Source organism: Rhizobium sp. M10, assembly GCF_002531955.1.
Lineage (GTDB): Bacteria > Pseudomonadota > Alphaproteobacteria > Rhizobiales > Rhizobiaceae > Rhizobium > Rhizobium etli_C.
The window spans coordinates 186,434-206,642 of sequence record NZ_NWTA01000015.1 but is presented as its reverse complement, the minus strand read 5'-3'; the positions used below and the strand labels follow the sequence as shown (position 1 = coordinate 206,642).

General features: G+C 61.7%; 20 protein-coding genes. 8 read left to right on the top strand and 12 right to left on the bottom strand.

Features of this window, described 5'->3' with window-relative positions:
* Both groEL and groES read right to left on the bottom strand, forming a co-directional pair.
* Window positions 1-934, bottom strand: a 934-nt coding sequence (gene groEL, locus CO671_RS22510) for a chaperonin GroEL (RefSeq protein ID WP_141514482.1), incomplete at its 3' end; no start/stop codon positions are given.
* 47 nt (window positions 935-981) lie between these two features.
* Complete coding sequence (gene groES / locus CO671_RS22505) at window positions 982-1,296, bottom strand: co-chaperone GroES (RefSeq protein ID WP_010029452.1); 315 nt, start codon at window positions 1,294-1,296, stop codon at window positions 982-984.
* A 387-nt stretch (window positions 1,297-1,683) separates the two neighbouring features.
* On the opposite strand from groES, the gene CO671_RS22500 reads away from it, so the two are divergent.
* The 4 genes from CO671_RS22500 (at window position 1,684) to CO671_RS22485 (ending at window position 3,224) form a co-directional block, all read left to right on the top strand.
* Entirely contained in the window at window positions 1,684-1,974 is a 291-nt protein-coding gene (locus CO671_RS22500) for a hypothetical protein (protein WP_010032737.1), read from the top strand.
* Between the two features lie 83 nt (window positions 1,975-2,057).
* On the top strand, window positions 2,058-2,414 hold the full coding sequence (locus CO671_RS22495) for a hypothetical protein (protein ID WP_097607799.1): 357 nt from the start codon (window positions 2,058-2,060) through the stop codon (window positions 2,412-2,414).
* 58 nt (window positions 2,415-2,472) lie between these two features.
* Window positions 2,473-2,799, top strand: a complete 327-nt coding sequence (locus CO671_RS22490) for a DUF2934 domain-containing protein (protein WP_097607798.1) — start codon at window positions 2,473-2,475, stop codon at window positions 2,797-2,799.
* 5 nt (window positions 2,800-2,804) lie between these two features.
* Complete coding sequence (locus CO671_RS22485; protein WP_097607797.1) at window positions 2,805-3,224, top strand: HD domain-containing protein; 420 nt, start codon at window positions 2,805-2,807, stop codon at window positions 3,222-3,224.
* 55 nt (window positions 3,225-3,279) lie between these two features.
* Here CO671_RS22485 and CO671_RS22480 read toward each other — a convergent pair whose 3' ends face one another.
* Window positions 3,280-4,383 (bottom strand): flavodoxin family protein, encoded by a 1,104-nt coding sequence (locus CO671_RS22480; RefSeq protein ID WP_097607796.1) that lies wholly within the window; start codon window positions 4,381-4,383, stop codon window positions 3,280-3,282.
* A gap of 278 nt (window positions 4,384-4,661) precedes the next feature.
* Between CO671_RS22480 and CO671_RS22475 the strand changes: the two genes are divergently transcribed.
* Window positions 4,662-7,004: a PAS-domain containing protein gene (locus CO671_RS22475; RefSeq protein WP_097607810.1), complete on the top strand. Its 2,343-nt coding sequence runs from the start codon at window positions 4,662-4,664 to the stop codon at window positions 7,002-7,004.
* Between the two features lie 83 nt (window positions 7,005-7,087).
* On the top strand, window positions 7,088-7,597 hold the full coding sequence (locus CO671_RS22470) for an HIT domain-containing protein (RefSeq protein WP_097607795.1): 510 nt from the start codon (window positions 7,088-7,090) through the stop codon (window positions 7,595-7,597).
* Between the two features lie 3 nt (window positions 7,598-7,600).
* On the opposite strand, the gene CO671_RS22465 is transcribed toward CO671_RS22470, so the two are convergent.
* The 7 genes from CO671_RS22465 to CO671_RS22435 all read right to left on the bottom strand — a co-directional run bounded on the left by CO671_RS22465 (window position 7,601) and on the right by CO671_RS22435 (window position 15,665).
* Window positions 7,601-9,454: a DUF2264 domain-containing protein gene (locus CO671_RS22465; RefSeq protein WP_097607809.1), complete on the bottom strand. Its 1,854-nt coding sequence runs from the start codon at window positions 9,452-9,454 to the stop codon at window positions 7,601-7,603.
* 77 nt (window positions 9,455-9,531) lie between these two features.
* Window positions 9,532-10,806, bottom strand: coding sequence for a sugar ABC transporter substrate-binding protein (locus CO671_RS22460; RefSeq protein WP_097607794.1), 1,275 nt, complete (start codon window positions 10,804-10,806; stop codon window positions 9,532-9,534).
* A 35-nt stretch (window positions 10,807-10,841) separates the two neighbouring features.
* Entirely contained in the window at window positions 10,842-11,555 is a 714-nt protein-coding gene (locus tag CO671_RS22455; RefSeq protein ID WP_097607793.1) for a YesL family protein, read from the bottom strand.
* A gap of 18 nt (window positions 11,556-11,573) precedes the next feature.
* Window positions 11,574-12,683 (bottom strand): sn-glycerol-3-phosphate ABC transporter ATP-binding protein UgpC, encoded by a 1,110-nt coding sequence (ugpC, locus tag CO671_RS22450; RefSeq protein ID WP_097607792.1) that lies wholly within the window; start codon window positions 12,681-12,683, stop codon window positions 11,574-11,576.
* Between the two features lie 15 nt (window positions 12,684-12,698).
* The gene (locus CO671_RS22445; RefSeq protein ID WP_097607791.1) at window positions 12,699-13,871 is read right to left on the bottom strand and encodes a glycoside hydrolase family 88 protein; all 1,173 of its coding nucleotides are present in this window, start codon (window positions 13,869-13,871) and stop codon (window positions 12,699-12,701) included.
* A gap of 4 nt (window positions 13,872-13,875) precedes the next feature.
* Window positions 13,876-14,712 carry a carbohydrate ABC transporter permease gene (locus CO671_RS22440; protein WP_037145706.1) on the bottom strand — a complete coding sequence of 279 codons (837 nt, stop codon included), beginning with the start codon at window positions 14,710-14,712 and terminating at the stop codon, window positions 13,876-13,878.
* Complete coding sequence (locus CO671_RS22435; RefSeq protein WP_097607790.1) at window positions 14,709-15,665, bottom strand: sugar ABC transporter permease; 957 nt, start codon at window positions 15,663-15,665, stop codon at window positions 14,709-14,711. Before CO671_RS22435 ends, CO671_RS22440 begins: the two co-directional genes overlap by 4 nt.
* A gap of 245 nt (window positions 15,666-15,910) precedes the next feature.
* Between CO671_RS22435 and CO671_RS22430 the strand changes: the two genes are divergently transcribed.
* Both CO671_RS22430 and CO671_RS22425 read left to right on the top strand, forming a co-directional pair.
* The gene (locus CO671_RS22430; RefSeq protein ID WP_097607789.1) at window positions 15,911-17,704 is read left to right on the top strand and encodes a heparinase II/III family protein; all 1,794 of its coding nucleotides are present in this window, start codon (window positions 15,911-15,913) and stop codon (window positions 17,702-17,704) included.
* Window positions 17,705-17,773: 69 nt separating this feature from the next.
* Window positions 17,774-18,622, top strand: coding sequence for a carbohydrate-binding protein (locus CO671_RS22425; protein WP_097607788.1), 849 nt, complete (start codon window positions 17,774-17,776; stop codon window positions 18,620-18,622).
* Here the strand turns inward: CO671_RS22425 and CO671_RS22420 are convergent.
* Both CO671_RS22420 and CO671_RS22415 read right to left on the bottom strand, forming a co-directional pair.
* Entirely contained in the window at window positions 18,617-19,627 is a 1,011-nt protein-coding gene (locus CO671_RS22420) for a helix-turn-helix domain-containing protein (protein WP_097607787.1), read from the bottom strand. The two genes, CO671_RS22425 and CO671_RS22420, sit on opposite strands and share 6 nt — an antisense overlap.
* A complete protein-coding gene (locus CO671_RS22415) occupies window positions 19,624-20,190 on the bottom strand; it encodes an isochorismatase family protein (RefSeq protein ID WP_097607786.1) in 567 nt (188 codons plus the stop codon). The genes CO671_RS22420 and CO671_RS22415 overlap by 4 nt, the downstream gene beginning before the upstream one ends.
* Window positions 20,191-20,209: the final 19 nt, after the last annotated feature.

Genomic DNA, 20,209 nt, shown 5'->3' with positions numbered 1-20,209 from the left:
CGCTCTCGAGCTTGATGCCGAGGTCTTCGGAGATCACGGTGCCGCCCGTCAGGATGGCGATGTCTTCGAGCATGGCCTTGCGGCGGTCGCCGAAGCCAGGAGCCTTGACGGCAGCGATCTTCAGGCCGCCGCGCAGCTTGTTGACGACGAGCGTTGCAAGGGCTTCGCCTTCGACGTCTTCGGCGATGATGAGGAGCGGCTTGCCGGACTGGACGACGGCTTCGAGGATCGGCAGCATCGATTGCAGGTTCGAGAGCTTCTTCTCGTGGATCAGGATATAGGGATCCTCGAACTCGACCCGCATCTTGTCGGCGTTGGTGACGAAATAGGGGCTGAGGTAACCGCGGTCGAACTGCATGCCTTCGACGACTTCGAGTTCGGTGTCGGCGGTCTTGGCTTCTTCAACCGTGATGACACCGTCATTGCCGACCTTTTCCATCGCCTCCGCCAGGAAGCGGCCGATTTCAGCATCGCCATTGGCGGAGATCGTGCCGACCTGGGCGATCTCGGAATTGTTGGAGATATTGCGGGCGTTGGCCTTCAGTTCCGCGACGATGGCGACGACGGCGAGATCGATGCCGCGCTTCAGGTCCATCGGGTTCATGCCTGAGGTAACGGCCTTGGCGCCCTCCTTGACGATCGCCTGGGCGAGGACCGTCGCAGTCGTGGTGCCGTCGCCGGCGATGTCGCTGGTCTTCGAAGCGACTTCGCGGACCATCTGGGCGCCCATGTTCTCGAACTTGTCTTCGAGTTCGATTTCCTTGGCGACCGAAACGCCGTCCTTGGTGATACGCGGCGCGCCGAAGGACTTGTCGATCACGACGTTACGGCCCTTCGGGCCAAGGGTCACCTTCACGGCGTTGGCCAGGATGTCGACGCCGCGCAACAGCTTCTCGCGGGCTTCGACGTTGAATTTGACTTCTTTAGCAGCCATGTCCTCACTCCTTCATAGGCAGCTAGCATTGACCACGTCCTGAGGGTTCAGGCGGCCTGCTTTCCTTCGCTCTGGGCTTCGATGATACCCATCACGTCGCTTTCCTTCATGATCAGCAGGTCTTCGCCGTTGATCTTGATTTCCGTGCCGGACCACTTGCCGAACAGGACGCGATCGCCGACCTTGACGTCGAGCGCCTGAATCTGGCCGGCATCGTTGCGGGCGCCGGGACCGACGGCGATGACCTCGCCTTCCTGCGGCTTTTCCTTGGCGGTGTCGGGAATGATGATGCCGCCCTTGGTCTTTTCCTCGGAATCGACGCGGCGGACGAGAATGCGGTCATGAAGCGGTCGGAACGACATGTCTTCCTCCATCGACAAACAATGATGACGTTGTTCGCCAGACCGGACCGGATGACGAGGTCCGGGTGGGTGCAAGGTCGCGCGCCTTGCGGGATTGATCTGGTTCGATGGTTTTTCGATTTCAAGGGGCGGCGCAGAAAAATTAGCACTCGCTGCCGGCGACTGCTAATGGCCCTGCGGGGAACAGAAGACCGGCTGCTGCGTTCGAACTAATGACGATGGTCGTCCCCTCGTCTTGAAGACGCGTTCAAAACTGTGCTCCGGCTTGAATCCGGATTTCGGCGTTCCTAGCTCTCAGGCGATCGAGGCTCGATGAGCTCGATCACCGTCACACGTTCTTTTAGGCCCACGTTCTTTTAGGCCCACGTTCTTTTAGGAGTGAGTGACATGGAAGAGAAGACCAATATAATCAAAGACCTCACTATCGAGGAACGCGAGGAAATCTTCGTCGACATCGCTCGTACGCTGGAGGATACGGCGCGCGAGGCCCTCGTCGAGGGCAATATGCACTTTGCTGTACTGTCGAACAACATGGCCGAAGCGATCCGCGTCAACGCCGACGAACTCGCCCGGGACGATCCCGAGAATGCCGAGCGCGTATTGCTCCAGGCGACGGCGATGATCTCGCAGTTCGAGGCCGTGCACCCTTATCGCATGGTAAGCATGGCCGTTCACTGATTGACCCGCTCAAATCAATCGCCGGCGTGCGGAACTCTCACAGCTGGCGAAGGTTAATGGATCACAGCATCGAGAGGTGATCCATGACGACTTCGAAAACCAACACACCACCCGAAAGCGGAACCGACGACGCGCGTTCCTTCGACACGCAACGGGCCGAGGTCTATCGCCAGAATGCATCGGACGCAGCCCGGCGCAATGCGAGTTCGACATCGGATCGCGACAGCGGCACCGAAACGCCAAGCCTGAAACTCGCGAAAGAGTATCTGAGCCTCGGCGGGCGCCGCCGGTCCAAGATCGACGACAACATCACCACTGTTCGCCAATGGGAGGTGGATCCGCCGGCGGCCGAACGCTTCTGGCAGGAGCGGGTGGAGACGCTTTCAAAGGCTGAGCGCAAGCAGGTGGAGGATTTTCTTCCCACCATCAACACGCCTTGAAACACGGCCGCTCGAGGCGAAACCAAACTGCGAGGTCTGGTCGGACCTGGAGAAGATCATGGCCACAGACAAACACGAACAGATACGCCGGCGGGCCTACGAAATCTGGGAGGCCGAAGGCCGCCCCGAAGGGGCGGACCTGCGTCATTGGATGCAAGCCTGCGACGAGCTGGCCGGCGAGGACGAGGATGAGACGCTGCAGGACCTGCTCGATCAAGACGACAGGGACGACGCGGCGCTGCTTCAAGGCGCCGGGGAAAGCGGCGATCTCGATCGGCCACGCCCCGGATTTGGTCAAGTGTCCGGGGCGACGCCGCCCGATATCGAGATAACCACGGGGGAGAAACCTTCCCGGCAAAAGATCAGAGAGACCGAAGGACCGTAATCGTCATGCAGCATCTCGACCACGCCATGCAGATCGCCATGGAGGCACATGACGGCCAGACGGACAAAACCGGACGGCCCTTCTTCGAGCACTGTCAGCGGGTCGCGCTTCTCGTGCCGGGCGACGAGGCGCGAACCGTCGCCTACCTTCACGACGTCGCCGAAAAAGGCAATGGCTGGACGCTCGACAGGTTGAAAGAGGAAGGCTTCCCGTCGGCGATCATCTCTGCGGTGGATGCATTGACCCGGCGGCCCGACGAGCCGGACGAGGAATTCGTCAGGCGTGCGGCAGCAAACTCGCTCGCTTTGCCTGTCAAGTGGGCCGATCTCGAAGACAATCTACGCCAAGCCGAACAGGCCGGCAAAGACAAGCAAAAATATCAAAGCGCCCTGGATCTGCTACGCGATATCGAGAACGGACAATAGTGTTCCCTTCCGGTGGCCGCAGCGAAGGTCCGGCCGGCAAGAGGCGTTCGTGTCGCTATTTCTGACGCGGCTGCCGCAAGCCGGCGCCGGCAGCGATCTGGCCGCCTTGGCGCCTGGCGGCAGCGGCTTCGTATAGCGTTCGCGCCGCATTGCGGATTTCCTCCTGCATCGCCTGGTCTTTCTCGTATGCCGCATGGCTTGTCGCGTAGGGTTCCCAGTAACCAATATAGCGGTCGATTTCGGCAAGCGGGCCTGCTGGTACAAGATCCATCGATCTCAGCCAGTCCGAAAGGTTCCTGCGGACACCTTCTGCACCTTCCGTGTCACCATGAACGACGACGGAAAACAGGCGGCCTTCCAGATGGCGGGGATAGGGCCATCCGTTCATCTCCAGCTGTTTTGCCTGGTCGGCATGTTTCCCATGGGTGCTCGTCGGATCCGGGTTGCCGCCGTCGGCACAGACAAGCCGGTCGATCATCAGCTTCAGGGATGACGGCGCCTGATACCAGTGCACCGGCGTGACGATCATGATGCCGTGCGCCTCGACCCACATCGGATAGATCTCGTTCATCCAGTCATGGATCTGTCCGAGCGAATAGTTGGGATAACAGGAACAGGGCCAGTGACAGAGAGCCGCCGCCGTGGAGAAGCAGGCTTTGCACGGATGGATCTGCCGGCCGTATTCCGAGGCGAGCCGGCTCAAGTCGAGGATCTCGATCTTCACATGGCGCTGCTGTTCCAGCACCTCCCTGGCGATGTCGACCATGCGGTAGCTCTTCGAAATCTCGCCCGGGCAGGTGTGTTCGCTGCGCGTCGAGCCGTTGACGAGAAGCAGACGGGTCGGCCCGTTCGGATCGTCATGCCGCTTTTGCGCGTCACGGATGGCATCGCGGGCCGCCAGCCAGTCTTCAGCCAGATCATAATCGGGATCGGCGAAGCCGGGGCCGGCCTTGCGGGTCTTCGGGCTTTTTCGCGAATTTGCGTAGGCTTCCCAGGCTGCCGACGCGAGTCGCGTAAGCTCTTCCTGCAATTTGCCGTAGGCCGGATCCCGAAATTGATTGAGAAAGCGCCGTTTGAATTCATGTTCGTCGAGCCGCGGGCTGGGACTGCCCTTGCGCGGTTCGAGATCGGAGGCTGAAGTGGCAACGTTGGCTGGCATTGGGACCTCCTGAAGCCGGTGCTTTGCTGAACGCACCGGCAGATACTGTGTTCCCGGCATGCCACCGATGGGCCGATGCAAGCGGAGCGTCGAGCGCTAAACTCTTCAGGATTTCAAGAAGTAGCCGCCACCCGCTAACCATTTCCTGACCATGAAACAGGCCACCATGGCATGCCGACCAGCGGTAAGTCGCTTATTAACTCATACGACCTATAGTCGCGGCCACTTGGGCGAACGGGGGAGTAGTCTTGTCCGACGAGCTGCACATGATCTCTGCAATGGGTGGTGCGTTGACGGGCCTGCCCGGACTTGGCGATTGCCTTGATCAACACGATATCGTGCTCAGCGTTCACCTCGATCGAGATGAATTTCACGAATGCGTCGCCAAGCGGCCGTTGCCCAACCTTATCCTGCTCGACGCCCTGTCGCCGGAGGGACGCGGTCTCGAAGACTGCCGGCGTCTCAAGGAAAACGCCGTAACGCGTGATATCCCGGTGATTATACTGGCCTCGCCGCAGGACGAGCAAAGCAAGATTGCGGGGTTTGCCGCCGGTGCGGTGGATTGTGTCTCCAACCGCGTGTCCGCCGCCGAGCTCGTCGCCCGCATCAAACGACATATCGAACTCGGCGCGGCGCAGGCGCGACTGCAGCGGCGCAACGAGCAACTCGACACCGCGCTTGCCAGCATGGGACAGGGCGTGTGCCTGTTTGACGAGGGCGGCCGGCTGCTCCTTTCGAACAATCGTTATGCTGAGGTTTACGGACTCGATTCCGCCGTCATCCATCCGGGGCAGTCCCTGGAAGACATCCTGAATCTGAGACATGAGGTCGGTGCCGTTCCCGCCACTTCGACGTCGGACTATCTCGCCTGGGCCGAAGCGACCAATATGGGCGACGTGCCCCAGGATTGGATCAAGGAACTCAAATCCGGCCGGATCATCCGCGGCTATCATCAGCGGACGCCGGGAGGCGGCTGGGTATCGACCCATGAGGATATCACACAGGCTTGGTTGGCGGAAAAAGCCCTTGCAGAGGCGCACGCCCAGGCCGAACGCGCCGAGCAGGAGGCGCGGGCGGCGCATGCCCGGCTTCTGGCAGCCTTCGAAGTCGTCCCGGAAGGCCTCGTCCTGTTCGACGCCGAAGACCGCTTCGTGCTGTGGAACCGACGATACGAACAGCTTTACGCCGAAAGCGGCGATATGCTTGTCAAAGGGATGCGCTTCAAAGACCGCCTGCGTGCAGGCCTCGAACGCGGCCAGTATCCGGAAGCGGTTGGGCGCGAAGAGGAATGGCTTGAGGAGCGGCTGGCCCATCATGCCGAGCCCACCAGCAAACACGAGCAGCGTCTGCCGGGAAACCGGTGGATCCGGATCGAGGAACGCCGGATTTCCGAAGGGGGCAGCGTCGGCATCCGAGTCGACATCACCGATCTCAAGATGCAGGAGGCGTCGTTCAGGCTGCTGTTCGAAGGCAACCCGATGCCGATGTGGGTGTATGACCGCGATACCCTGAAGTTCCTCCATGTCAACCAAGCCGCCATCGATCATTATGGCTATCGTCTGGAGCAGTTCCTGACGATGACGCTGCGTGACATCCAGGCGCCGCAGGACGCCGGACGGGTCACGTCTGCCGTCTTCGACGCCGAGGATCCAGCCGCCACGACCTGCTCCTCCCGCCACCGCAAGGGAGATGGCGGCACCATTGAAGTCACCGTCTATTCCACCTGCTTGAACTACAAGGGCAAGGCGGCATCGCTGATGGCCGTCGTCGACGTCACCGAGGCCAAGCGTGCCGAAAAGGCATTGCTGCAGCACCGCGATACGCTTGAGGAGATGGTGCGCTCCCGCACTGTCGAACTGGCGCGGCAGACGGAAGAACTCGAACGCATGCTCGAACAGGAAAAGCAGATCAACGAGTTGCAGCGCCAGTTCGTCTCGATGGCGTCGCATGAGTTCCGCACCCCGCTGGCGGTGATCGACGGCGCGGCGCAGCGGCTTATTCGCCGCAAAGAGGCGGCGACGCCGGAATTCCTGGCCGAAAAGGCCGACCAGATCCGCAGCTCGGTTTCCCGTATGCTCGAATTGATGGAAAGCATCCTTGCCGCCGGGCGGTTGGATCATGGCCGGATCACCATCGTACCCAAGCCGTGCTCAATTGCCGAAATCATCGAAACCTGCAGCGCGCGTCAGGAAAGCATCCGGCGATCCCATCGCTTTCTGCTCGAACTCGACCGGATTCCTCAGACCATTTATGGTGATCGCCCCGCGCTCGATCAGGTCTTCAGCAACCTGTTCTCAAATGCCGTGAAATACGCGCCGGAATCTCCCAATGTTCACGTCACAGGGTGGCAGGAAGGAGAAAGCGTCTGCATCACCGTCCGCGACGAAGGCATCGGCATCGACGCCGACGACCTCCCGAAGATGTTCCAGCGTTATTTCCGCGCCAGAAGCTCCACAGGCATTGCCGGCACCGGCATCGGTCTCAATCTCGTCAAACAGATCATCGAGCTTCACGGGGGCACGATCGAGGTGGCGAGCAGCCGCGGGAATGGCACGATGTTCACCCTCAGGATACCGATCGGTGCCGAGATGTCGGATGAATTGCGCGTCGCTACGCGATAGCAAGCCGGGCGGCCCGTCATAAAAAAACGTCAGGCGGTCGACTGCATTGCCTATCGCTTACCGTGCGGGAGAGGGGGTCCAAGATGAACGACCGGCACCCATTTGATCTCGAGACCTATCTGCGGGACATTGCAATCAGGCCGTGCTTTATCTGCGGCCTGGTCAAGGGTGATCCCGCTTTCTTTCATCATCGCATTTTCGAAGACGAAGAGACGATCATCTTCCTGAGTAAATATCCGACCCTGCCCGGTTACTGCCTTGTCTGTCCGAGGGAGCATCGCGAGGATCTGGCGCGGGATATGTCGACAGATGAATATCTTCGGCTGCAGGAGAAGGTGCACGTTCTGTCTCGCGCCCTTAAAAGCGTGTTCGACGCCGAGCGAATTTACGTCCTTTCACTCGGCAGCCAGCAGGCTAACAGCCATTTGCATTTTCACGTCGTTCCCTTGCCGCCGGGCGTACCTCTCGAGAGGCAGCAATACCACGCGCTGATGGCAGAACACGGCGTTTTGCAGATGCCGGACGATCAAATGGCGGAGTTAGCCCAGCGGATCGTTGCTGCGTATCGTTCGGAGCTGTCTGATCGCCGTTAGGCCTCACGCCGCGGGGAGGGCAAAGGCCGGTACGCGTTCGCCGTTCTCGCGGAAGCGCCGCTCCAGCTCGTCTAACTCCGGTTGAGCCGGCGGATTGCTCAGCGCCATCGCCCAATTCTCGCCGATCGGCAAGGCCATCGCTGTGGTTGCGAGTAGTGTGGTCCCCGGGGCGATTTCGCCGCGCAGCTGCGGCAGCACTGTCTTGGCATAAATGAGGTTGGTGTTTGGTATCGAGCTCATCGCATGCCCGACGCGGGGGGACGGCGACAGATCGATGATCGCGCTGACGTCGGTCTGGCCGTACCAGACGGCGCTGCCTTCCCTTGCATCGGACCGGTCGGCATTAAAATCGGCACGTTCGATCGCAAAGCCGCCTTCGATGGTGCTCAGCGCCCGCGGTGTGGTTATGCGGTGAATGCGGATGTGCCAGGGGTTTGCGGGGATGAGCCAAGTCTCGATGGCGACATCATTCCAGGGGCGCCAGCGCGAATAGAGCCGGTCGCCCGCTATCAGCGCTTCTTCGAGGGTTTCGCGCATGCGGAAATGAACGCCGTCGTCGGAGAGGCCGAGCATGCCGTCGAAGCTGGCGGCGGCAAAGTTCCGGTCGTCGGCCTCGATGTTGAAGGCATAGCGGGTGGAGTAGGCGAATTTCGAATATTTCTCGTTTGCACCGCGCATCTTGTCGTGCTGCTGGCCGGAGGAGAGCACGACGACATTTCCCGGCGTATGCATGGCGACCATGCCGGCCGGCTTCAAAGCCACCGGCTCTGAGAATTCCGGCTGCGGCGCTTCTTCGGCGGCCCAGAAGGGGTGATCGTGGGGAAGGGCGAGCGGCAGGAAGAATTTCAGCGCCCAATAAGGCGAGCCGGGAGAGTTATAGCTCTCGCTCATCAGAAGGTTCGGGTAGCCGTAGCCGATGGAGAGAACGCCATCGCGGTCGGCAATCGGCAGCGCCGACCACCAGCGGATATGGCGCATGTAATAGCCCTTGATCTCCGCCCAGGGCAGTGCTTCGAGGCCGCCAAAGGCAAGCGCGCCCCAGAAGCCGCCGGCGGCGAAGCGGTAGGTCTGGCTGCGGCCGAAGGCAAGGGCAGCGCCATCGGGGCCGAACCAGTGGCGGATATCCCGGGCGAAGATTTCGGCGCGATGGCGGAAGCGCTGCTTGCGCGCCTCGTCGCCGGGCGCCAGCACGGTGTGGATCAGGCCGTAGAAATGCATGGCGAAGGGGATGTAGTGATCGACCCGCCGGACCGGCCCGTCGCGATACCAGCCGTCGCCGAGATCGAAGGCTTCCAGTTCGTCGAGATAGGCGACGGTTTTGCCGTGGTCGAACGCCACACCGACACGCTCCAGCCCGAGATCGATGAGGACGCGGAAGAATTTCCAGTTGTTGTCGATAAATTCCAGGTTCCGCGCGGCGACAAGATAGGCGGAGACCGTCTTCTTCTCGTTGTCAGCAAGCGGCTCCCAGATATGTTCGGGCACCAGCGCCAGCGCAAAGCCGACGGCGGCAAGCTCGACCAGCCGCTGGTTGCGATCGGCGAGATCACCCCAATATTCGGGATGGGCGGGATTGGTGCCGTTTGCGAGCCCCTGCCGATAGAGATCCCAATGCGGAAAATGGCCGCCGCCGGCGGCGAGCGGAACGATGCCCCAGAGCGGTCGTGCAAATCCCTCCAGATCCGCTGCCGCCCGGTCGAAGATCGCGCCAGCAGCGCCCAGGCGCACACGGGCGCCGCCTTCGGAGAAATAGGGCAGGAGCGGTTTGAAGAGGTCGATGACGGCCTTTGCCAGATCGTCGCGCGTCTTCAGGGGATTGCCGGAAAGCGGATTGGCCCGCGCAGGATCGTAGATCATCATCAACTCGGAATTTCGTAAAAACAGATTCGGCCGCGGGGCCGATGTTGACCCGCGGCCGTCGGTATCTTGTGAGGCTACTTGATGGCTTTCACGCCTTCAGTCATCTCCTTCAGACCGTCATCGACGGAGGTGTTGTCGGTCATGATCGCGTCATGGGCGCGGTTGAGCACAACCTCGATCTTCGCGGCGTTCGGATTGACGGCCATTTCCAGATAGGCTTTGGCCGGTATCAGCGCTTCCTTGCTGGCCTCATCCTGCGGGAAACCGGGCGTCGAGGCGATTTTTGCGCTGACATCGGCGGTCTTCAGCGCCGGGAAGGTGCCGGTCGCCGCGATGACGGCCGCGCCCTCCGGGCCGGTGACGAACTTGATGAAATCGAGCGCGGCATCCTTGTGGGCGGAATTGGCGTTAACAGCCAGCCCCGAGATCTGCGCAGCCGTCGTGCCGGCGGCCACACCGTCGGGATGCGGGAACTTCACGATGCCCCAGTTCTTGCTCTTCGATTCACCCGACTTGACCTTGGCGATCTGGGTGCCGACGAACCAGGTGCCCATCGGCAGCATGCCGATCGTGCCGTTGAAGAAGAGCGCCGAATAATGCGTATTCGATGTCTTCAGGAAGGCATAGGAGGGAATGGCGCCATCCTTCTGCAGGGTGAGCGCGCGCTCGTACCAGGGCTTCAGGAAGGCGTAGTCGCCATCAACAAGCGTATGTTTTCCGTCGAGGATGCCGGGCAGCTGGACGGTCGAACGCCAGGTGTGCAGCAGCGCGCCATAGGTCTTGTTGGTGCCCATGCCGCCTGCGAGCTTCTCGGCGGTCTCGTCGAACTGCGCCCAGGTCATGTCGTTGGTGGGGTAGGGGACGCCGGCTTTGTCGAAGATGTCCTTGTTGTAATAAACGATCCAGAAGTCGGAGCGGAACGGCAGCGAATAGATCTTGCCGTCGATGGTCAGCTCTTCGATCAGGCCGCCATAAGGCGCCGGATCGATCTTCTGATCCTTCACGAAGCCGCTGAGATCGGCGATGTTGCCGGCGCGCACCAGATTGGTATAGCCCGGCACGTCCTTGATGGTGACGATGTCGATATCTTTCGAGCCGCCGGTCAGCTGGGTCGAAATCATCTGCTGGTAGTCCTGCGAGCCGAGATCCATCGGCTCGAACTTCACGTTCGGATGCTTAGCCTGATAGGCCTCGATCAGCGGCTTGTAATAGGCGGTCTTGTCCCAGTCCCACAAAGCCCATTTGAGCGTCACGGCGTCCTGAGCAAGTGCTGCGCCGGCTGTCGTCGCGGCCAGAGTGAAACCTGCCACGGCAAGTTTCACCGTCCTCCCGAATTTGTCCAAATACATTCCTGTTCTCCTTCCCTGGATCGTCTCTGGATCAGTTATTTTATGAAGTGTCGGTGCGGCCGCATTGCCTCTGGCAGGTCCAGAACCAACACCACTGCCCGATGGACGCCGAATGCGACGGCGAACATTCCGAGTGAAAAATTCAAGGTCGCCGGCATGAACACGGAAACCGGATAGAAGAGGATGTGCGCCAGCCACAGGGCGGCGTTGACGGCGAGCGCGGCAAGCGCCGGGAGTGGGCGGGCGACGGAGGCGAGCGCGGCGAGGCGAAGGAGCCGCGGCACCGGCAGGTCGCGCATTACCATCAACACGATGAGATGGCAGGCGAGCACGGCGACGAAGGCGGTGGCAACAAGCGCGACCGCTAGCGGTGCGGCGAGCATCAGATTGTCACGCGCGCCGGCGCCATAGGTGACGATCGCATGGACGCCGATCGCAAGCGCGCCTGCCAATGCCAGGCCCCAGGCGGTGGCGCGCCAGAAATAGCGCAGGAATGCTTCGGTGTAGTCACGCAGGAGATAGGTGTTGCGATCTTCGACGAAGGCGACCGAGACGCGGGCCATGGCGGCGAGTGCTGCCGGCAGCGTCACCACGAAGAGCGAGGCCAGGATGAACAGAATGTTGAGCTTGACCATCTCCCACCATTCGCGGGCGAGGATATCGGCGAACAGGGCAAGGCCGGTCTTCGCAGGCGCATCCTTCGGAATGCCCGGCCCCTCTTTCGTCCACATGTCCCGCAACCACTGCATGGCCGTCTCCCCAGGCGCTCAGTAGAGAATCGATCGTTCGGTTTCCTTGTCGAACAGCTGCGCATTGCTCATGTCGGCGACCAGCGTCGCCTCCTCGCCGATATCGGGCCGGAAGCGCGGCGATACGCGCGCGATGAGATTGCGCCCGCCGGCCACCATGTTCAGATGCACTTCCGAGCCCATCGGCTCGGCAAGTTCCACCACCGCCTTCACAGGGGCCAGGTTCTCGGCCGGAATGTCGGCCGGCGGCAGTTCGTGGAAGTTTTCCGGGCGGATGCCGAGCACCAGTTCGCGGCCCTCGTAGGGAGCGATCCTGCTCTTGTCGAAATGCGCAGGCAGCGGCAATTCGCGGCCGTCGAAGATGGCGACGTAGCCGTCACCCCGGCGCTGAATGGTCGAGGGCAGCATGTTCATCTGCGGCGCGCCGATGAAGCCGGCGACGAACATGTTGACGGGGCGGTCGTAAAGGTTCTGCGGCGTGTCGACCTGCTGGATATGGCCGTCCTTCATGACGACGATGCGGTCGGCCATCGTCATGGCTTCCACCTGATCGTGAGTGACGTAGATGAAGGTGGCGTTGAGGCGCTTGTGCAGCTTGGTGATTTCTGAGCGCATCGTGCCGCGCAGCTTGGCGTCGAGATTGGACAGCGGCTCGTCGAGCAGGAAGACGGCCGGGTTGCGCACCATGGCGCGGCCGAGCGCGACGCGCTGGCGCTGCCCGCCCGAAAGCGCTTTCGGCTTGCGGTTCAGGAGATGGGTGATGTCGAGGATCTTGGCGGCATCCTGCACCTGCTTATCGATGAAATCGCGCGAGACTTTGCGCAGCTGCAGGCCGAAGGCCATGTTCTTGTAGACGGTCATATGCGGGTAGAGCGCATAGTTCTGGAAGACCATGGCGATGTCGCGGTCCTTGGAGGGGACGTCGTTCATGACGTCGCCGCCGATCCGGAGTTCGCCGCCGGAAATCTCCTCAAGCCCGGCGATCATCCTGAGCGTCGTGGATTTGCCGCAGCCGGAGGGGCCGACCAGGATGATGAATTCCTTATCGGCGATCTCAAGATCGATATCGTGGACGACGGTGAGCGCGCCGTAGGATTTGTTCAGCTCTTTAAGCGAAATGCTGGCCATCGGGTTCTCCTGACGTCACCAATAGGAAGACCAGCGGCGCGAAAGGCGCGTCAAAGCTTCCATGTAATAATAATCTCCCCAGGAGACGCACTCGTCGACGCCCTCGCCGCGGCAGGTGTTGAAGGGCGATTTCTTCGAATAGGTGGCGTGCAGCACCAGTCCGTTGGAGACGGTGGGATCCTTGACCGCATAGTGATCGGCAAGGCTCTTCACCATGCGCCGCGCCAGCATGCGGTAGCGCGCGGCGGTATCGGCATCGACGAGATCGGCCATCTCAAGCAGGCCGCAGGCGGTGATCGAGGCGGACGAGCTGTCGCGCGGCTCGCCGTCGCCATCGGAAAAGACGAGATCCCAATAGGGCACCATGTCGGCCGGCAGCCGGTTGAGATAGAAGGCAAGCAGCCGGTCGAAGGTCTGGCGGTATTCCTCGATCCGCTCATAGCGGTAGGAGAGCGCCATGCCCGCGATGCCCCAGGCCTGCCCGCGCGCCCAGAAACTGTCGTCCCGGTAGCCCTGCTTGGTGGCGCCGCGCACCGGTGCGCCGGTGACCGGGTCCATGTAGAAGGTGTGATAGGTGGAATCGTCCGGCCGCACCGAATGGGCGAGCGTGGTGCGGGCATGTGTGAGCGCGATCTCGCGGTATTTTGGGTCGCCCGTCTCGCTGCTGGCCCAATAGAGAAGCGGCAGGTTCAGCAGGCAGTCGATGATGTAGCGGTATTCTTCCGGTCTGCCCTTGCGGCCCCAGGCCTGGATGAACTGGCCGATCGGCTGAAAGCGCTCGATCAGCTGGTCGGCGGCCAGGATCGCGGCCTTGCGGCCGTCCTCGTCCCCGACGAGTTTCCAGGCGGCGATGCAGGAGGGCGAATACAGGAAGCCCATATCGTGATGATCGGTCTCGATGCGGTTGACGATCCGATGCAGGAAGGACTGGACCTGGATCTGCGCGGCATGCCGGAACACCGGATCGCCGCTATGCTCGAAGGCGAGCCACATCTCCCCCGGCCAGAAGCCGGCCGTCCACTGGTCGTTGGCAACGGCGGGATAGACATTGTTGACGCTCGAATGGTTCTGCGCAGCGTAAGTAAACTGAGGAAGGTTGCGCCTGACCTGCGCGACGGCGAGATCGAGCGCGGCGTTCACTTCCTTGTCGGTGATCGGCTGCGGGGCGACTGTTGAAACGGCATTCATGGCTTTAACCCTTCAGTCCCGTCGAGGCGATGCCCTCGACGAAGAAGCGCTGCAGAGCGAGGAAGACGATGAGAACGGGCACGAGGGCGACGACGGAGGCCGCCATGATCAGCCCGTATTCGGCCGAATATTGCGAGATGAACATGCGCAGGCCGATCTGGACGGTCTTCAGTTCGGTCTTGGTCAGATAGATCATCGGCCCGAGGAAATCGTTCCACGTGCTGACGAAGGTAAAGATCGTCAGTGTCGAGAGGGCGGGCTTCGAGAGCGGCAGCATGATGCGCGCCCAGATCTGATATTCGTTCATGCCGTCGATGCGTGCCGCCTCGCAGAGCTCGGTCGGGATCGACATGTAGAATTGCCGCATCAGGAAAACGCCGAAGGCGGTGAAGGCCTGCAGGCAGATCAGCGCCAGATGCGTGTTGTTGAGGCCGAATTCGCGCATCAGCAGGAATTGCGGCACCATATAGACCTGCCAGGGCATGGCGATGGTGGCGATATAGCCGAGGAACAGCGTGTTTTTGTAGGGGAAATTGAGCTTGGCGAAGGCGTAGGCGGCAAAGCTCGACGTCAGAAGCTGCAGCAGCGTGACGATGATCGTCAGTTTCGAGGTGTTGTAGATGAAGAGCGCAAGCGGGATCTTCGTCCAGATATCGACGTAGTTCTGCCATTGCGGCTGCGACGGTATCCATTCGATCGGGAAGGCGAAAACGTCGCGGCTGAGCTTCAGCGATGCCGAGAGCATCCAGGCGAAGGGCATCAGCATGACAACCGTCACCGTGATGACGATCGCATAGAGGAGGACCGTTTTGACGGTGATCTTGCGTCCGGCGATCCTCATGCCTCGTCCTCCCTCTGGCGGCGGAACTGGAAGACCGTGACCGCGAGCACGAGGAAGAACAGCACCAGCGAAATCATGCTGGAATAGCCGAGATCCCAGGAAATGAAGGCCTCGTTATAGATGTGGTAGACGAGGACGAGCGTCGAAGTGCCGGGGCCGCCCTGGGTGATCATGAAGATCTGGTCGAACACCTTGAAGGACTGGATCGTCAGCATGACGGTGACAAAGAAAGTGGTCGGTCCGAGCTGCGGCACGGTGACATGGATGAATTTCTGCCAGGAATTGGCGCCGTCGAGATCGGCGGCCTCGTAGAGTTCGGAATTGATGCCCTGCAGCCCGGCCAGGTAGATGACCATGTAATAGCCCATGTTCTTCCAGATGCCGAACAGGATCACCGTCACCATCGCCCAATGTCGGTCGGCCGCCCATCCCGGCATGTTCTTGGGGTCAAGGCCGAGCGTGTAGAGGATCATGTTCACCGGCCCCATCTCGGGGTTGAAGATCATGTTCCAGACGACGGCGACGGCGACCAGCGAGGCGACATAGGGGAAGAACATCGCCGTGCGGAAGAAATTGCGCCCGGCGATCTTCTGGTTGAGGAGGACGGCGAGGCCGAGCGCGCAGAGCAGCGTCGCCGGCACCGAGGCGACCGTATAGATGATGGTGTTCCAGAAGGCCGCGACGAAGGCCTTGTCGTCGAACAGCCGCCAGAAATTGTCCAGTCCGGCGAATGTGATCGCATTCGAGCCGTCCCAATGCATGAAGGCGAGCGCGAAGGCGAAGAGGATCGGGCCGAGCGTGAAGACGGCGAAGCCGATGAAATTCGGCGCGATGAAGGAATAGGCGACCAGCGCGCTGCGGATCTTGCGCTGGCGCTTGGACAGAACCGCGACCTTCCGGCGTGGAGTTGCCGGGGCGCCATCCCTAGCGATGACCGAATTCGATATGGACACCGATGCTTCCTCCTGGTCGGCATTCTGCAGCTGGCGGCTTCTGGGCTTCTCTAGCCTAAATCCAGAGCCGTTCGGGCGGATGGGTGCCGCCTGTTCTTCCTCCTGCCAAGGACATAGCACATCTCCGGTATTGGTCAAACAAGTTCTGAATAGATCATACAAATTTTATGGCAAGCGCCAAAAACATATGATAGGTGGGGTGAAGGCCAGACGCCCGTCGATACTTTTCCAGTGCGGGGAGGGACATGTTCAGCGAGATTTCAGGCGCGTTGCCGGACATCCTCGGCGATTTCACGCCGGGAGCCGTCTACTCCGATCGCGAGAGATGGAAAGCGGTGCCGCAGGCCGTGCGGGACGTGGTCGTCCGCGACGCCGAGGCCGCGCTTGCGCGCGCATGGTCTTTGATCACGGCCTCGGATTACCGGGAATATACGGCGACCGGCAATCGTTCGCGTTTCGAGGAGCTTTATTTCACCCGGCGGCGGATGCTCAACGATCTGGTGCTGGGTGAACTCGTCGAAGGGAGCGGGCGGTTCCTGCCCAGGATTGTCGACGGCGTCTTCCTGATCGCGGAGGAAAGCGGCTGGCAGCTTCCGGCGCATAATGCCTATGGGCGCGGCGGCCCGCGTCTGCCGCTGCCTGATACTTCGCAGCCGGTCGTCGATCTCTTCGCCGCCGAAACGTCAGCCCTTCTGGCAACGATCGTCGCCTTGCTCGGCGATGCGCTCGACGGCATCAGCCCGGAGATTGCGGCGCGTGTGAAACGCGAGATCGAGGCCCGCATCCTGACGCCCTATCTCAGCCGGCATTTCTGGTGGATGGGCAGCGGCGACGAGCGGATGAACAACTGGACCGCCTGGATAACCCAGAACATCCTGTTGACCACCTTCTCGCTGAAGACCGATCAGCCGACGCGCCGCGCCGTCATCGAAAGGGCGCTCGGCAGTCTCGACGCCTTCCTGAAGGACTATGCCGAGGACGGCGCCTGCGAGGAAGGCGTGGTCTATTACCGCCACGCCGCTCTCTGCCTGCACGGCGCGCTGACCGTGCTCGATAGCGTCGCGCCCGGCCTGTTCGACGGGATCTGGCGGCAGCCGAAGATCCGCAACATGGCCGAATATATCGCTCATATGCATGTGGCCGGCCGCCATTATTTCAACTTCGCGGATTCCTCCGCAGTGGTCGAACCCTGCAGCGCGCGCGAATATCTGTTCGGCAAGGCGGTCGGCTCCGAAATGCTGGCGGCCTTCGCCGCGGCCGACCGGGCTGACGCCGAGAGCCCGCACCTGCCGGGGGAATGGAACCTCTGGTATCGCGTGCAGGAATTGCTGACCGGGCCGGCAATTCCGAAGGCCGAGCCGAATGCCGCGTCCGGGCGGGATATCTTCTATCCCGGCATCGGCCTGTTCGTCGCGCGCGACGAGCAGTTTTCGCTGGCGGTCAAGGGCGGCAACAACGGCGAGGGCCACAATCACAACGATGTCGGCAGCGTGACGCTCTACAAGAACGGACGTCCGTTCCTCATCGATGTCGGCGTCGAGACCTATACGGCCAAGACCTTCTCGCCGCGGCGTTACGAGATCTGGACGATGCAGTCGGCCTATCACAACCTGCCGACTTTCTCCGGTGTCATGCAGTCCGCCGGCGAAGCCTTCGGCGCAAAGGATGTCGAGGTCGAATTCGCCGAGGCGAGCGCGCGCATATCCCTCGATATTGCAGGCGCCTATCCCGAGGAAGCGCAACTGCGCAGCTATCGGCGCGTGGTCTCCCTGCATCGGGACCGGCACGTGGAGATCGTCGATACCCATGACGGCGACCGGCCGGCGGTCCTGTCGCTGATGACGTGCCTCGCGCCTGTTGTCACCGAAAACAGGATCGATCTTGCCGATCTCGGCAGCATTTTTGTCGACGGCGCCGGGGAAATCGAAATCGACGAGATCGAGGTGAATGACATGAGGCTGAGATCGGCCTGGCCCGAGAAGCTCTACCGGCTGCGTCTGCCGCTTGCCGGCAAGCGCCTGAGATTGCGGATAAATTAAAAAGCTAGAGCATGATGTCGTCCGAAAACCGCTTACAGTTTTCGGCATCATGCTCTGAGGAGGTCGAGCATGGAATTGACGCTGAAGATCGTGGATGCCGATGGATTCGTGCGGGCAAGTTCCACAGGGCGGGACGAGACCTTCCTGGTCTATCGCCAGGATTATCGCGAGGGCGACTGTGTCGTCGTCGAGGCTTCCGAACCCGGACATCTCTTTCTCGCTTTGGACAGCGCAATCCACCCCGGTTTTGTCTACATCAGGGAAGGCGCCTACTCGCTCGCCGTGCCTTTCGGCGATAAGCGCAAGTCTTATTCGCCGAATGCCTTCAAGGGCGATATTCACCGGCTTTCGGCAAGAAAGGCGCGGCCCGACGAACTCGCCCAGCGGCGCAATCTCGCTCTAAATCCCTGGGACGATCATGCCAATCGGGCGCTCTTCCCTCATGCGCGCGCTAATGTCGAGACCCGCGGCGAAGCGGTCTTTGCCGCGCGCAACGCGATCGACGGCGAAAAGGCCAACGACAATCATGGATTCTGGCCTTACACCAGCTGGGGCATCAATCGCGATCCCGAAGCCGCGCTGACCGTGGAGTTCGGTCGGCCGGTGCGGATCGACGAGATCGTCTTCTACCTCCGCGCCGATTTCCCGCATGATTCCTGGTGGGAAGAGGCGAGCGTCACCTTCTCGGACGGCAGAACCTCTTCCTTTCCGCTGGTGAAATCCGGCACGGCGCAGCGTTTTTCCATCGAGCCCTGCACTGTCGAATGGGTGGAACTGCACGGGCTTATCAAGGCCGAGGACGGCTCGCCCTTTCCCGCACTGACGCAGATCGAAATCTGGGGGACGGAGGCGCTCGGCGTTGCAGCCGTTGCTGCCGAAGACGAGGCCGGGCCTGCCGCCCTTTCTCTTCCTCTATGAACCGAACGTCGGCCTCGGCCGTGCCGCGCTCGGCGGGCTCTCGTGCAGCCGATTCCATGCTCGGCGCAACTGTCGGGCAGAGCCGAAGCCTGAGCGCATCGCCACGGCCTCCATATCCAGCCGAGAGCCGGCGAGCATTTCGCGGGCGAGAGCCACGCGCATGCGGTTGACGAAATCCGTGACGCTCATGCCGGTCTGCTCGTTGAACAGCCGCGAGAGGTTCCGCGGACTGGCGCCGCTGAGGCGCGCAAGCGAGGCGACCGACCAGTCGCGAGTGGGATCGGCGGCAACCGCATCCTGTGCACGGTGAATGACCGGATGGATATGGTTACGGCCTTCGAGCCAGGGCGAAAGCTGCGGGTCCGCGCCGCCGCGCCTGAGATAGACGACGAGATATCGCGCCACCGCAAGCGCGCAGGCATGTCCCGCCGCTTCGGCGACGATATACAGCATGAGATCAATGCCGGCGGTGATGCCGGCGCTGGTGAGACGCTCGCCGTCCTCGACATAGAGCCGGTTGTCCCGGATGCGGGCGGTGGGCGCGAGCCTGGCCAGATCCTCCATGCAGCCGTGATGGGTGGTGCATTCGCGGCCATCGAGCATTCCGGCCTCGGCGGCGAGCAAGGCGCCGGAGCAGATCGAGACCAGCCGATTCCCCGGGCGGACGGCGCGCTTCAGCCATGCGACGATCGCAGCCTGCGCGGCGCGCTCCTGCTCGTCCCAGGGACGGTTGTTGTCCATGGGCGCGTCGGCGCTGCCGGCGATGACGACAAGCGCCTGATCTGGCAAGCGCTCCGGCAGAGCGGCGACACCGGTGACGGCGAGGCCGATCGAGCTGCCGACCGTTGCCGACGGGCCGATATAGGTGACGCCGAAGCGCACCGCCCGCTGTTCGATGTTCGCCTTGCGCAGCACTTCGATCGGACCAGCGACGTCGAGCAGCAGCACGCGCGGCGGCACGACGACGAAGACGGGGATATCGAAGGGCTGCGCGGCGTCAGTCATGCGGAGAGCAGCTCTGCGCGCCCTGCCAACGCCTGTTCGACGGTGGCGATCCTGGCGAAACGGCCCGACAGGACCAGTTCCGTGCGGCCCCGGATTTCTCCAGCGCTCCAGGTGCGTCCCCCCGCGTCGGTCATCGGGAAGGTGAGGGTCGATTCGCCGACATAATCGACCTGATAGCCGAGATCCGATGCGTGGCGGGTGGTGGTCTCGCAGCATTGTTCGGTGCGGATGCCTGAGACGATGATGCGACGCACGCCATTCTCGATCAGCCAGACGTCGAGCCCGGAGCCGACGAGAGCGCTGTGACGGCTCTTCCTGAAGGTCGCGTCGGCGGCGATCCTGAGCGGGGCGAGCGTTTTGACAAAGCCCGAGCTTTCCGAAAACGGCCCGCTTCCATCGACATGGAAGATCTGGATGACGGGTATTCCTTTGGCCACCGCGCCGTCGATCAGAGCCTGCTGGCGATCGATATAGGCGGATGCGAGGCTTTCATCCCAACAATCGCGCTGCCGGAAGGACTCCTGAGCGTCGATGACGAGAAGGATGGTTTCATGGTCGGACATTTCTTGCTCCGTGGATGTT